15 protein-coding genes are annotated in these 13,340 nt (G+C 52.1%); 14 read left to right on the top strand and 1 reads right to left on the bottom strand.

What is annotated here, in order from left to right:
* Positions 1-490: 490 nt before the first annotated feature.
* The 8 genes from metK to ruvX all read left to right on the top strand — a co-directional run bounded on the left by metK (position 491) and on the right by ruvX (position 7,737).
* Entirely contained in the window at positions 491-1,645 is a 1,155-nt protein-coding gene (metK, locus tag OGV75_RS07745) for a methionine adenosyltransferase (protein WP_003027071.1), read from the top strand.
* A gap of 397 nt (positions 1,646-2,042) precedes the next feature.
* On the top strand, positions 2,043-3,437 hold the full coding sequence (gene galP, locus OGV75_RS07740) for a galactose/proton symporter (protein WP_016154390.1): 1,395 nt from the start codon (positions 2,043-2,045) through the stop codon (positions 3,435-3,437).
* A gap of 77 nt (positions 3,438-3,514) precedes the next feature.
* Complete coding sequence (locus tag OGV75_RS07735) at positions 3,515-4,012, top strand: SprT family zinc-dependent metalloprotease (protein ID WP_286480510.1); 498 nt, start codon at positions 3,515-3,517, stop codon at positions 4,010-4,012.
* Positions 4,013-4,106: 94 nt separating this feature from the next.
* Entirely contained in the window at positions 4,107-4,814 is a 708-nt protein-coding gene (gene endA, locus OGV75_RS07730; protein ID WP_016154392.1) for a deoxyribonuclease I, read from the top strand.
* 75 nt (positions 4,815-4,889) lie between these two features.
* Positions 4,890-5,621: a 16S rRNA (uracil(1498)-N(3))-methyltransferase gene (gene rsmE, locus OGV75_RS07725; protein ID WP_080859198.1), complete on the top strand. Its 732-nt coding sequence runs from the start codon at positions 4,890-4,892 to the stop codon at positions 5,619-5,621.
* A 12-nt stretch (positions 5,622-5,633) separates the two neighbouring features.
* Positions 5,634-6,581, top strand: a complete 948-nt coding sequence (gene gshB / locus OGV75_RS07720; protein ID WP_016154394.1) for a glutathione synthase — start codon at positions 5,634-5,636, stop codon at positions 6,579-6,581.
* Between the two features lie 176 nt (positions 6,582-6,757).
* Complete coding sequence (locus OGV75_RS07715) at positions 6,758-7,321, top strand: YqgE/AlgH family protein (RefSeq protein ID WP_016154395.1); 564 nt, start codon at positions 6,758-6,760, stop codon at positions 7,319-7,321.
* Positions 7,321-7,737, top strand: coding sequence for a Holliday junction resolvase RuvX (gene ruvX / locus OGV75_RS07710; protein WP_016154396.1), 417 nt, complete (start codon positions 7,321-7,323; stop codon positions 7,735-7,737). The genes OGV75_RS07715 and ruvX overlap by 1 nt, the downstream gene beginning before the upstream one ends.
* Here the strand turns inward: ruvX and OGV75_RS07705 are convergent.
* Positions 7,734-8,714, bottom strand: coding sequence for a type IV pilus twitching motility protein PilT (locus OGV75_RS07705; protein ID WP_047357838.1), 981 nt, complete (start codon positions 8,712-8,714; stop codon positions 7,734-7,736). The genes ruvX and OGV75_RS07705 overlap by 4 nt on opposite strands.
* A 17-nt stretch (positions 8,715-8,731) precedes the next feature.
* On the opposite strand from OGV75_RS07705, the gene OGV75_RS07700 reads away from it, so the two are divergent.
* The 6 genes from OGV75_RS07700 (at position 8,732) to OGV75_RS07675 (ending at position 13,338) form a co-directional block, all read left to right on the top strand.
* Entirely contained in the window at positions 8,732-9,436 is a 705-nt protein-coding gene (locus tag OGV75_RS07700) for a YggS family pyridoxal phosphate-dependent enzyme (protein WP_016154400.1), read from the top strand.
* Positions 9,437-9,454: 18 nt separating this feature from the next.
* Positions 9,455-10,021, top strand: a complete 567-nt coding sequence (locus OGV75_RS07695; RefSeq protein WP_016154401.1) for a YggT family protein — start codon at positions 9,455-9,457, stop codon at positions 10,019-10,021.
* Positions 10,018-10,308 (top strand): DUF167 family protein YggU, encoded by a 291-nt coding sequence (gene yggU, locus OGV75_RS07690; protein WP_005123286.1) that lies wholly within the window; start codon positions 10,018-10,020, stop codon positions 10,306-10,308. Before OGV75_RS07695 ends, yggU begins: the two co-directional genes overlap by 4 nt.
* A 7-nt stretch (positions 10,309-10,315) precedes the next feature.
* Positions 10,316-10,909, top strand: a complete 594-nt coding sequence (locus tag OGV75_RS07685) for an XTP/dITP diphosphatase (protein WP_016154402.1) — start codon at positions 10,316-10,318, stop codon at positions 10,907-10,909.
* On the top strand, positions 10,902-12,038 hold the full coding sequence (hemW, locus tag OGV75_RS07680) for a radical SAM family heme chaperone HemW (RefSeq protein WP_286480508.1): 1,137 nt from the start codon (positions 10,902-10,904) through the stop codon (positions 12,036-12,038). The genes OGV75_RS07685 and hemW overlap by 8 nt, the downstream gene beginning before the upstream one ends.
* 313 nt (positions 12,039-12,351) lie before the next feature.
* Entirely contained in the window at positions 12,352-13,338 is a 987-nt protein-coding gene (locus tag OGV75_RS07675; RefSeq protein WP_047357840.1) for a TRAP transporter substrate-binding protein, read from the top strand.
* The last annotated feature ends 2 nt before the right edge of the window (positions 13,339-13,340 follow it).

The following is a 13,340-nucleotide window of genomic DNA, read 5'->3' as shown; positions in this document are numbered from 1 at the left end:
CCAAAGCTAAAGTTTTAACCCGGCTGGAAGTGGCAACACGATGAAAACGTCGTGTGCTTTTTTGTCTATCCTCAATAAATCGAGTTGCGGGAAGGCGGCAACGCAGTGAATCCCCGGGTGCTTACAGGAGTAAGTGACTGGGCGAGTATTGCCAACGCACATGCAACTTGAAGTATGACGGATATAAGCCGCGCGCCGCGTTTTATACCGACAACAGTACGAAAAAGCAAAAGATAAATACGCGCATTGCCAGCACCGTCAGGAAAAATTTCCAGTTACATTTTCAGTACAATGCGAGCTCAATCAAAAAAAGCTGGAAATCAGGCGCAGAACCGCCTTAAAATAGCCGTCCAGATGTTAATCCATCTATACCGATTAACACTCAGACTGCCAGTGTCCGTCATCTGCAGACTCATGGTAGAATCTTCTACACATGGCTATTCCACTCGACAGTTTGAGCTAACTACATTCTCCTTAGGTGAAATTAAATATGGCAAAACACCTTTTTACGTCCGAGTCCGTATCAGAAGGGCATCCTGACAAAATCGCTGACCAAATCTCTGATGCCGTGCTGGATGCAATCCTGGAGCAGGATCCGAAAGCACGCGTTGCCTGCGAAACCTACGTCAAAACCGGTATGGTTTTAGTTGGCGGTGAGATCACCACCAGCGCATGGGTTGATATCGAAGAGATCACCCGTAACACGGTTCGCGAAATTGGCTATGTGCATTCCGACATGGGCTTTGATGCCAACTCTTGTGCGGTACTGAGCGCGATTGGTAAACAGTCTCCGGACATCAACCAGGGTGTTGACCGTGCGGATCCGCTGGAACAGGGCGCAGGCGACCAGGGTCTGATGTTTGGTTATGCAACCAACGAAACCGACGTGCTGATGCCAGCCCCGATTACCTATGCTCACCGTCTGGTGCAGCGTCAGGCTGAAGTGCGTAAAAACGGCACCTTATCCTGGCTGCGCCCGGATGCAAAAAGCCAGGTAACCTTCCAGTATGACGACGGTAAAATCGTCGGTATCGATGCGGTTGTTCTGTCGACTCAGCACTCTGAAGATATCGATCAGAAATCGCTGCAAGAAGCCGTTATGGAAGAGATCATCAAACCGGTACTGCCGACTGAATGGCTGACAGCTTCAACCAAGTTCTTCATCAACCCAACTGGTCGTTTCGTTATCGGTGGTCCAATGGGTGACTGCGGTCTGACGGGTCGTAAAATCATCGTTGATACCTACGGCGGCATGGCCCGTCACGGCGGCGGCGCATTCTCTGGTAAGGATCCGTCTAAAGTTGACCGTTCCGCAGCTTATGCAGCCCGCTACGTAGCGAAAAACATCGTTGCCGCTGGCCTGGCTGACCGTTGTGAGATTCAGGTTTCCTACGCAATCGGCGTGGCTGAACCGACCTCTATCATGGTGGAAACGTTCGGTACTGAAAAAGTGCCTTCAGAACAGCTGACCCTGCTGGTGCGTGAGTTCTTCGACCTGCGCCCGTATGGCCTGATTCAGATGCTGGATCTGCTGCACCCGATTTACAAAGAAACCGCTGCTTACGGTCACTTTGGTCGCGAACATTTCCCATGGGAAAAAACCGACAAAGCCGCCCTGCTGCGTGAAGCTGCCGGTCTGAAGTAATACCCCTACGGCTCAACGCTTATGAAGACCAGCCTCGTGCTGGTCTTTTTTATGTCATTTGCTTTCCCATCCCCCATCGCTATAACCACGCTAATTTCATTTGCTTCAACAACAAATGAAAGCGATTACATAGCACAGTATTTCTATCTACCTTGAATTCACATCTCTTCGTTACCAGCATTGCATCACTGTTACATCATATTTCAGCATTGTCTTAAAATCAGCCAATCAACTTTACTCTATAATAATAAATAATGTTAACTTTCAATTCATTAAGCAATAATCCACATGAATGTTAGTGTAACCGATTACACTAATGTGATGTGATTCGCATTTTTTTACCCCGTACTCACCTACCCTTAACATCAACAAAACTAGCTACCCAACGGAGGGCATCATGCCTGACAATAAAAAAACGGGGCATTCCAACAAAGCCATGACATTTTTTGTCTGCTTCCTGGCAGCCCTGGCTGGATTACTTTTTGGCTTGGATATCGGTGTTATTGCCGGTGCTTTACCATTCATCACCGACGAGTTCCAAATTACCCCACACACTCAGGAATGGGTGGTGAGTTCCATGATGTTTGGTGCGGCAGTGGGCGCCGTCGGCAGCGGTTGGCTCTCCTTTAAGCTGGGGCGTAAAAAAAGCCTGATGATCGGCGCAATCCTGTTTGTTGCCGGTTCGCTGTTCTCCGCCGCAGCGCCAAACGTTGAAGTGCTGCTGGTTTCCCGCGTGCTGCTCGGCCTGGCAGTCGGCGTTGCGTCTTATACCGCACCGTTGTACTTGTCCGAAATCGCCCCGGAAAAAATTCGCGGCAGCATGATTTCTATGTATCAGTTAATGATCACTATCGGTATTTTAGGTGCGTATCTTTCCGATACGGCGTTTAGCTACAGCGGCGCATGGCGCTGGATGCTGGGCGTGATCATCATCCCTGCCCTGTTACTGCTGGTTGGCGTCATCTTCCTGCCGGACAGCCCGCGTTGGTTTGCGGCTAAACGTCGTTTTGTCGATGCCGAACGCGTTCTGTTGCGTCTGCGTGACACCAGCGCTGAAGCCAAACGCGAGCTGGATGAAATTCGTGAAAGCCTGCAAGTGAAGCAGAGCGGCTGGGCGCTGTTTAAAGAAAACAGCAACTTCCGCCGCGCAGTTTTCCTTGGCGTTCTGTTACAGGTGATGCAGCAGTTCACCGGGATGAACGTCATTATGTATTACGCGCCAAAAATCTTTGAGCTGGCGGGTTACACCAACACCACCGAACAGATGTGGGGGACCGTTATTGTCGGTCTGACCAACGTGCTGGCAACCTTTATCGCCATTGGCCTGGTTGACCGCTGGGGCCGAAAACCTACGCTGATCCTCGGCTTTATCGTCATGGCCGTCGGTATGGGCGTGCTGGGTACAATGATGCACGTGGGTATTCACTCGCCAGCCGCACAATACTTCGCAGTGCTGATGCTGCTAATGTTTATCGTTGGCTTTGCGATGAGCGCCGGCCCGCTGATTTGGGTACTGTGCTCTGAAATCCAGCCGCTGAAAGGCCGCGATTTCGGCATCACCTGCTCTACCGCAACTAACTGGATTGCCAACATGATTGTCGGCGCAACCTTCCTGACGATGCTGAACTCGCTGGGCAGCGCCAACACCTTCTGGGTCTACGGTGGCCTGAACGTACTGTTCATCTTCCTGACCCTGTGGCTGATCCCTGAAACTAAAAACGTCTCTCTGGAACACATTGAACGTAACCTGATGAAAGGTCGTAAACTGCGCGAAATTGGCGCACACGACTAATCTCGTTAGGCTTCCTCCCCCGTGGGAGGGAGCCTTCCTCTTGCAGTCCCTTCCCTGTCGCACTATCCTCTGGCGTTATGAAAACCTCCCGTCTCCCGATCGCCATCCAGCAAGCCGTTATGCGCAGCCTGCGGGAAAAACTCGCACAGGCCAATCTCAAGCTCGAACGCCAATACCCGGAACCAAAGCTGGTTTACCAACAGCGCGGAACTGCCGCGGGTACCGCGTGGCTACAAACCTACGAAATTCGTCTTAATCCAGTTTTGCTGATGGAGAATGTTGACGCGTTCGTTAACGAAGTGGTGCTCCATGAACTGGCGCATCTACTGGTGTGGAAACACTTTGGCCGCGTACCGCCGCACGGGAAAGAGTGGAAATGGATGATGGAGAGCGTGCTGGGCGTACCGGCCCGGCGCACGCATCAGTTTGAGCTGCAATCCGTGCAGCGTAAGACCTTTACATACCGCTGTAAGTGTCAGGAACACCAACTGACCGTCCGCCGCCATAACCGCGTTGTACGCGGCGAAGCCACCTACCGCTGCGTCCACTGCGGTGAACCGTTGGTTGCAGAATAATCTTCAGAATTATCAGGAACTTTTCTGATCTAACTGATTGCATACAGGAATGACTTTCGCTACGTTGCGGGCTCGTTTTGACACGGAGTTCGTGATGTACCGTAATCTTTCTTTTGCTGCGGCCCTGTTAGCCGCTGCGTTTTCAGGCTCGGTTTTAGCCGAAGGCATCAACAGTTTTTCTCAGGCAAAAGCAGCGGGCGTTAAAGTTAACGCCGATGCGCCAGGCGATTTCTATTGCGGATGTAAAATTAACTGGCAAGGAAAAAAAGGGGTCGTTGACCTCGAATCCTGCGGCTATAAAGTGCGAAAAAATGAAAACCGCGCCAGTCGAATTGAATGGGAACACGTGGTCCCCGCCTGGCAATTTGGTCATCAGCGCCAGTGCTGGCAGGACGGAGGGCGTAAAAACTGCGCTAAAGATCCGGTCTATCGCAAAATGGAAAGCGATATGCATAACCTGCAGCCCGCGGTGGGGGAGGTCAATGGCGATCGCGCAAACTTTATGTACAGCCAGTGGAACGGTGGTGAAGGCCAATATGGACAATGCACCATGAAGGTTGACTTCAAAGAGAAAGTTGCCGAGCCGCCAGCCCGCGCCCGTGGCGCCATCGCGCGTACCTATTTTTACATGCGCGACCAATACAACCTGACGCTCTCCCGCCAGCAAACTCAGCTTTTTAATGCCTGGAATAAGCAGTATCCGGTCACCGATTGGGAGTGTGAGCGCGACGAACGCATTGCGAAGGTACAGGGGAACCATAACCCCTATGTGCAACGCGCTTGCCAGGCGCAAAAGAGCTAACCTACACTAGCAGCAATATTTTTTAACCATGCCCTGGCCTTTTGCAGCCCAGGGCCATGACGCGGATGTTTAACTATGCGCATTCCTCGCATTTATCACCCTGAGCCACTCACTTCCGGCAGCCAAATTTCACTGTGTGAAGATGCAGCCAACCATATCGGCCGCGTACTGCGTATGGGGCCAGGCCAGGCGCTACAGCTGTTTGATGGCAGCAATCAGGTATTCTACGCCGAAATCACCCACGCCAGTAAGAAAAGCGTGGACGTGAAGGTGCTTAACGCTGAACTCGACGATCGAGAATCGCCGCTGCACATCCACCTGGGCCAGGTGATGTCGCGGGGTGAAAAAATGGAATTTACTATCCAAAAATCGATTGAACTGGGTGTAAGCCTCATTACGCCACTTTTTTCTGAGCGCTGCGGCGTTAAACTGGACAGCGAACGCCTGAACAAGAAGCTCCAGCAGTGGCAGAAAATCGCCATTGCCGCCTGCGAACAGTGCGGTCGTAATCGGGTGCCTGAAATTCGCCCGGCGATGGATCTGGAAGCGTGGTGCGCCGAACAGGATGAAGGTCTGAAACTGAACCTGCATCCCCGCGCCAGCGCCAGCATCAATACGCTGCCGCTCCCGGTGGAACGCATCCGCTTGCTGATTGGCCCCGAAGGTGGGCTGTCGGCAGATGAAATTGCCATGACCGCACGGTATCAGTTTACTGATATTCTGTTAGGACCTCGCGTTCTGCGTACTGAGACAACTGCGCTCACCGCCATCACCGCGCTACAGGTGCGTTTTGGCGATCTGGGCTAACGGAGAAGAACAATGATCAAGCTCGGCATCGTGATGGATCCCATCGCAAGCATCAACATCAAGAAAGATTCCAGCTTCGCTATGCTGCTGGAAGCGCAACGTCGCGGTTACGAAATTCATTATATGGAAATGGCCGATCTCTATCTGATCAACGGTGAAGCCCGCGCCCGTACGCGTACCCTGAGCGTAGAGCAGAACTACGACAAATGGTATGAGTTCAATAGCGAGCAGGATCTCCCGCTGGCAGATCTGGACGTCATTCTGATGCGTAAGGATCCGCCGTTTGATACCGAGTTCATCTACGCAACCTATATTCTGGAACGTGCAGAGGAGAAAGGGACGCTAATCGTTAACAAACCGCAGAGCCTGCGCGATTGTAACGAGAAGCTGTTCACCGCATGGTTTGCCGACCTGACGCCGGAAACGCTGGTCACGCGTAACAAAGCGCAGCTGAAAGCCTTCTGGCAAAAACACAGCGACATCATTCTCAAACCGCTGGACGGCATGGGCGGTGCATCTATTTTCCGCGTCAAGGAAGGCGATCCGAACCTTGGCGTTATTGCCGAAACGCTGACCGAGCACGGTACCCGTTATTGCATGGCGCAGAACTATCTACCGGCAATTAAAGACGGTGATAAACGCGTGCTGGTGGTCGATGGCGAACCCGTTCCGTACTGCCTGGCGCGTATTCCACAAGGCGGCGAAACCCGTGGCAACCTGGCAGCCGGCGGTCGTGGCGAGCCGCGTCCATTAACCGACAGCGACTGGGAAATTGCACGTCGCATTGGGCCAACGCTGAAAGCAAAAGGTTTGATTTTTGTCGGTCTGGATATCATTGGCGACCGTCTGACGGAAATTAACGTCACCAGCCCAACCTGTATTCGTGAAATTGAAGCGGAGTTCCCGGTTTCGATTACCGGTATGCTGATGGACGCCATCGAGGCACGTTTGCAGAAATAAATAAGTTGCCGGATGGCGATGCCTTCGCGTCTTATCCGGCCTACATTCGCACCCCGTAGGCCGGATAAGGCAAAGCCGCCATCCGGCAAAGCTATCTTCAGAGGGTGACATCTTCGCGCTTTGCCCACATACTGGGCTCTGTTGCTTTTTTGAACCAGGAAACAGAACCTCTGACAATGAATTTACAGCATCACTTTCTAATTGCCATGCCTGCTCTCCAGGATCCGATTTTCCGCCGTTCCGTGGTGTATATCTGTGAACACAATGAGAACGGAGCAATGGGGATTATCGTCAATAAGCCTCTGGAAAACTTACAAATTGAAGGGATTCTGGAAAAGCTAAAGATTACTCCAGAAGCACGCGATCCTGCCATTCGTCTGGACAAACCGGTGATGCTCGGCGGCCCGCTGGCGGAAGACCGTGGATTTATTCTACACACCCCGCCGTCACGCTTTGCCTCCAGTATTCGCATTTCAGATAACACTATCATCACCACCTCCCGCGATGTACTTGAAACCCTGGGTACGCAGGAGCAGCCATCCGAAGTGCTGGTTGCGCTGGGCTATTCATCATGGGAAAAAGGTCAACTGGAACAAGAGCTACTGGATAACGCCTGGCTCACTGCTCCCGCAGACCTCAACATCTTATTTAAAACGCCGATTGCCGACCGCTGGCGCGATGCGGCGAAGCTTATCGGGATTGATATTCAGACCATGCCTGGCGTGGCGGGACACGCCTGATGAGCGGAACATTACTCTCTTTTGATTTTGGTACGAAAAGTATCGGCGTCGCGGTTGGTCAACGCATTACCGGTACGGCGAGACCCTTGCCCGCCATCAAAGCACAGGACGGCACGCCAGACTGGAGTTTGATTGAACGCCTGCTAAAAGAGTGGCAGCCGGACGAAATCATTGTCGGCCTGCCGCTCAACATGGATGGCACCGAACAACCCCTTACTGCGCGCGCGCGCAAATTCGCTAACCGCATTCACGGTCGCTTTGGCGTAACCGTAACGCTACACGATGAACGTTTGAGCACCGTCGAAGCCCGCTCAGGCCTGTTTGAGCAAGGCGGATACCGGGCGTTGAGTAAAGGCAAAGTAGATTCCGCTTCTGCCGTTATTATCCTTGAAAGCTATTTCGAGCAGGGCTACTAAAGTCGCCCCTGCGCCTGGCGCTGCTGCTGACTTTGTGCAAACGTCTGCATACCTGTCTGCTGCCCGGTTTGAATCACACCGGGTAGCTGATGCGTTTTCCCTTCGCGGATCAAATTGCCCACGGCGGGAGTGTTGACGAGCAGTTCGAATAGCGCCACGCGTCCTCCCTGCTTATCTTCCTCCAGCTTTTGCGAAAGTACCGCCCGCAGGCTGTCTGCAAGCTGGTTACGCACCGGATCTTTCTCCTGTGCGGGAAAGGTGTCCACCAGCCGCGCGATGGCCTGCGCCGCCCCTCGCGTATGTAAGGTTGCCAACACCAGATGCCCGGTCTCCGCTGCCGTTAAGGCCAAACGAATAGTTTCCACGTCGCGCAGCTCGCCCAGCAAAATGACGTCGGGATCTTCGCGTAACGCGCCGCGTAAACCGGCAGCAAAAGAAGCGCAGTGTACGCCCACCTCCCGCTGTTGAATAAGACAACGCTGGCTGGTGTAGCGATATTCAATCGGATCTTCCAGCGTCAGAATATGCCCCGCAATATGTTGATTAAGGTACTCCACCATCGCCGCCAGGGTGGTTGATTTACCGCTGCCGGTGGCTCCAGTGACCAGAACTAATCCATTTTCACCGTGCAGCAGTTCAGGTATGGCCTCGGGGGTCTGAAGATCGTCTAAACGAGGACATTCAAGCGGTAGCAATCTTAGCGCCAGCGAGGTTCCCTGCTGATGAGCAAATGCGCTGGCGCGTAGACGCCGGGAGTCCGCCAGCGTAAGGGCAAAATCAATTTGCCCCTGTTCCCGCCACTGTACCTGTTGTTGCTCACTGAGCCAGCACATCAGCAGATTCTCCACGTCAGGGGGAGTAAATGGTGCTATTTCGACTTTTCCACCTATGCGCCAGCGCGCAGGCCATGCATTGCACAGGTGTAGATCCGACACGTTATGCTTTACACTAAGGGCCACTATTTCTTCCATATTCATATGAACATCCTCGGAAAATGAACGATATCGCGCATAACCTGGCACATGTCCGGGACAAAATCTCAGCCGCCGCGACGCGTTGCGGGCGGTCTTCAGAAGAAGTTATGTTGCTTGCAGTCAGCAAAACCAAACCTGCGAGCGCCATCGAAGAAGCCATGACCGCAGGGCAGCGTGCCTTCGGTGAAAACTATGTCCAGGAAGGGGTGGATAAGATCCGCTACTTTCAGGAAAAAGGCGTTAACGATCTGCAGTGGCACTTTATCGGTCCGCTGCAGTCGAACAAAAGTCGTCTGGTCGCTGAACATTTTGACTGGTGCCATACGATTGATCGTCTGCGTATCGCTGCCCGTCTGAGCGAACAGCGCCCTGCGGAACTGCCGCCGCTCAATGTGTTGATTCAGATTAATATCAGCGATGAGAACAGTAAGTCAGGTATTCCGCTTGCAGAGCTTGATGCACTGGCCGCTGAAGTCGCCGCGCTGCCACGCATTACCCTGCGTGGTCTGATGGCGATTCCGGCGCCAGAGTCAGATTATGTAAGGCAGTTTGAAGTTGCACAGCAAATGGCGGTAGCATTTGCCGGGTTGAAAACACGCTACCCAAGTATCGACACGCTCTCACTGGGGATGTCTGATGATATGGATGCCGCCATTGCGGCGGGTAGCACGATGGTGCGCATCGGCACTGCCATTTTTGGTGCTCGTGATTACACTAAAAAATAAGGAAAACTAAGGAACACCATGAATACGTTGACCTTCCTGCTCTCAACGGTAATTGAGCTGTATACCATGGCGCTGCTGCTGCGCGTGTGGATGCAATGGTCTCGCTGCGATTTCTACAACCCGTTCTCGCAGTTTATTGTGAAAATCACTCAGCCCATTATCGGGCCGTTACGCCGTATCATTCCGCCGATGGGGCCAATTGACAGCGCATCGGCATTAGTTGCGCTCGTTCTGAGCTTTATCAAGGCCATCGTGCTGTTTAAGGTGGTTACGTTCCAGCCGATCATCTGGATCGCCGCCGTGCTGATTGTCCTGAAGACTATCGGACTGCTGATTTTCTGGGTTCTGCTGGTGATGGCGATTATGAGCTGGGTCAGCCAGGGCCGCAGCCCTGTGGAGTACGTGCTAATTCAACTGGCAGATCCGCTGCTGCGTCCTATTCGTCGCTTACTTCCAGGCATGGGCGGGATCGATTTCTCGCCAATGATCCTGGTTCTGCTGCTGTATGTCATTAACATGGGCATCGCAGAAGTGTTACAGGCGACAGGTAACATGCTGCTGCCGGGGCTGTGGATGGCGCTATGAGTGCCGTTACCCCCTGCGATGACGGTCTGGTTTTACGGCTCTACATTCAGCCTAAAGCCAGCCGTGACAGTATTGTAGGTTTACATGGCGACGAACTAAAAGTCGCCATTACCGCCCCACCGGTTGATGGGCAAGCCAATAGTCATCTGGTGAAGTTTCTCGGCAAACAGTTCCGTGTGGCAAAAAGCCAGGTCGTCATTGAGAAGGGCGAGCTTGGTCGTCACAAACAGGTTAAAATCATTCATCCGCAACAGATCCCGCCCGAAATTGCGGCGCTAACTGATTAGGTATCCCATGCAAAAAGTTGTCCTCGCGACCGGCAACGCCGGTAAAGTGCGTGAACTCGCCTCTCTTCTGAGTGATTTCGGTCTTGATGTTGTTGCCCAAACGGATCTGGGTGTTGATTCTGCAGAAGAGACCGGGCTGACGTTTATTGAGAACGCCATTCTGAAGGCACGTCATGCCGCGCAAATTACCGGTTTACCCGCCATTGCTGATGACTCTGGTCTGGCGGTAAATGCCCTTGGCGGCGCGCCGGGCATCTATTCAGCCCGCTATTCCGGCGAAGATGCAACCGATCAGCAGAACCTGGAAAAACTGCTCCACACCCTGCAGGATGTTCCTGATGACAAGCGCCAGGCACAATTCCACTGCGTGCTGGTGTATATGCGCCATGCAGACGATCCAACACCTGTGGTTTGCCACGGACGCTGGCCGGGCGTTATTGCCCGTGAACCTGCCGGAAACGGTGGTTTTGGCTACGACCCAATCTTCTTTGTGCCCTCCGAAGGGAAAACCGCCGCCGAACTGACCCGCGAAGAAAAGAGTGCGATTTCTCACCGCGGACAAGCACTGAAGCTGCTGCTGGATGCCCTGCGTAATGGTTAAGCTTCCGCCGTTAAGTCTTTACATACACATCCCGTGGTGCGTGCAGAAATGCCCGTACTGCGACTTCAACTCGCATGCGCTTAAAGGCGAAGTCCCTCATGACGACTATGTGCAGCATCTGCTGAGCGATCTGGATTCTGAGGTGGCCCACGCCCAGGGCCGCGAGGTAAAGACGATTTTTATCGGTGGTGGTACGCCGAGCCTGCTTTCTGGCCCGGCAATGCAAACGCTGCTCGACGGCGTGCGCGCACGGCTGAATCTCGCCGCAAATGCAGAAATCACGATGGAGGCGAATCCCGGTACGGTGGAAGCCGATCGCTTTGTGGATTATCAACGTGCTGGCGTAAACCGTATCTCCATTGGTGTACAGAGCTTTAGCTCCACCAAACTCGAACGTCTGGGACGTATTCACGGACCGGAAGAAGCCAAACGTGCAGCGCACCTGGCGAGCGGACTGGGACTACGCAGCTTTAACCTCGACCTGATGCACGGTTTACCGGATCAGACGCTGGAAGAGGCGCTGAGCGATTTACAGCAGGCCATCGCGCTCAACCCGCCGCATCTTTCCTGGTATCAGTTGACCATCGAGCCGAATACGCTGTTCGGGTCCCGACCACCGCTATTACCGGACGACGACGCGCTGTGGGATATTTTTGAGCAAGGCCACCAGTTGCTGACCGCCGCGGGGTATCAGCAGTACGAAACCTCAGCCTACGCCAGACCGGGTTATCAGTGTCAGCACAACCTAAATTACTGGCGTTTTGGCGACTACTTAGGCATTGGTTGCGGCGCGCACGGCAAAGTCACTTTCCCAGACGGTCGCATCCTGCGCACTACCAAAACGCGACATCCGCGCGGATACATGCAAGGACGTTATCTGGAAAGCCAGCGAGATGTCGCCGAGGCCGATAAGCCGTTTGAGTTCTTTATGAACCGTTTCCGGCTGCTGGAAGCCGCGCCTCGCGCGGAGTTCACGCAATATACCGGGCTTACCGAAGACGTTATTCGTCGACAGATCGATGAGGCCATTGCCCAGGGCTATCTGAGTGAATGCGATGAATACTGGCAGATTACCCAACACGGTAAGCTATTTTTGAATTCTCTGCTGGAGCTGTTTCTGGCGGAGTAATCTCTGTGCGCCTGTCGGCGCATTTTCTTCTACAAATTCCTCTAAATATTGTACTCGGAAAAACCGAGTACAATACACGTCATTTATTGACAATAACCATATTAATTATTTTATTCATTTTAAATAGCCTCTTCACCAACATAAATATATTGAACACAGCGCACAAAATAAGATCAAACTGCTGCCATGCAAAAGGTATGTGATCTATATAGTGGATAGATGTCTGACAACTATATTAATTTATCATACAGAAAAAGGTGAACCATCATCAGATGTCAACCAATTACTGTACCTTAAAGCACGGAGCTTACTTATGAAAATCAAAACCTTTTCCCGCTCGCTAGTCTGTGCGTCCTTGTTGGCGCTACTTAGCACTGGCGCATATGCTGCTGAAAAAGTGACTCTCAAACTGGCACACAACCTTGAACGTAGCCATGTGGTTCACCAGGCTTTCGAAGAAATGGCCAAAGAGGTAAAACAACTCTCCGACGGTAAAATGATTGTACGTATATATCCCAGTAGCCAAATGGGTAATGCCAGAGAAACGATGGAGTTGTTACAAAATGGCGCGTTGGATATGACAAAAGGTTCTGCCAGTGATTTAGAGTCATTTGATAATATTTATGCCATTTATAATTTACCTTTCTTATTTAAAGATCAAAACCATTTCAATAACGTTGTATTTGGTGAGGTAGGTAAAGACATTATGGAATCCACAAAAGAAAAGGGATTCTTTGCGTTATCTGCTTACGTTGCCGGCACGCGTAGTTTTTATGCCAAAAAACCTATTACCAAACCAGAGGATCTGAAAGGTCTGAAAGTCCGCGTTCAACCCAGCCCCACAACCATTAAAATGGTTGAACTGATGGGCGGATCGCCGACCCCCATTTCCTTCGGTGAGGTTTATACCGCTATGCAACAAGGTGTAGTGGATGGCGCAGAGAATAACGTTCCATCGTGGGTGCAAACACGTCATATCGAAATAGCTAAAGTCTTCTCCGAAGATGAGCACGCCTCTATTCCAGATTTTCTCGTTATCTCAACCAAAACATGGAATAAGCTGACCCCGGGGCAACAACAGATCCTTCGTCAAGCGGCTAAAAATTCCGAGGCTTATCAACAAAAGTTGTGGGAAAAAATCGATGCTGATACCCGCGCTCAAGCAAAAGCTATGGGTGGCGAGATTATCAAAGTTGATAAAGCCCCTTTCCGCGCCGCTGTTCAACCGCTGTTTGATGACTTCAAAAAAGACCCAAAACATGCAGCCCTGCTGGCGAAGTTTGAAGACGCAGTACAATAACC

It is taken from the genome of Citrobacter sp. Cb028 (assembly GCF_030336705.1).
Taxonomy (GTDB): Bacteria; Pseudomonadota; Gammaproteobacteria; order Enterobacterales; family Enterobacteriaceae; genus Citrobacter; species Citrobacter braakii.
The sequence above is the reverse complement of the archived record's forward strand: the minus strand, read 5'-3'. Positions and strand labels throughout refer to the sequence as shown.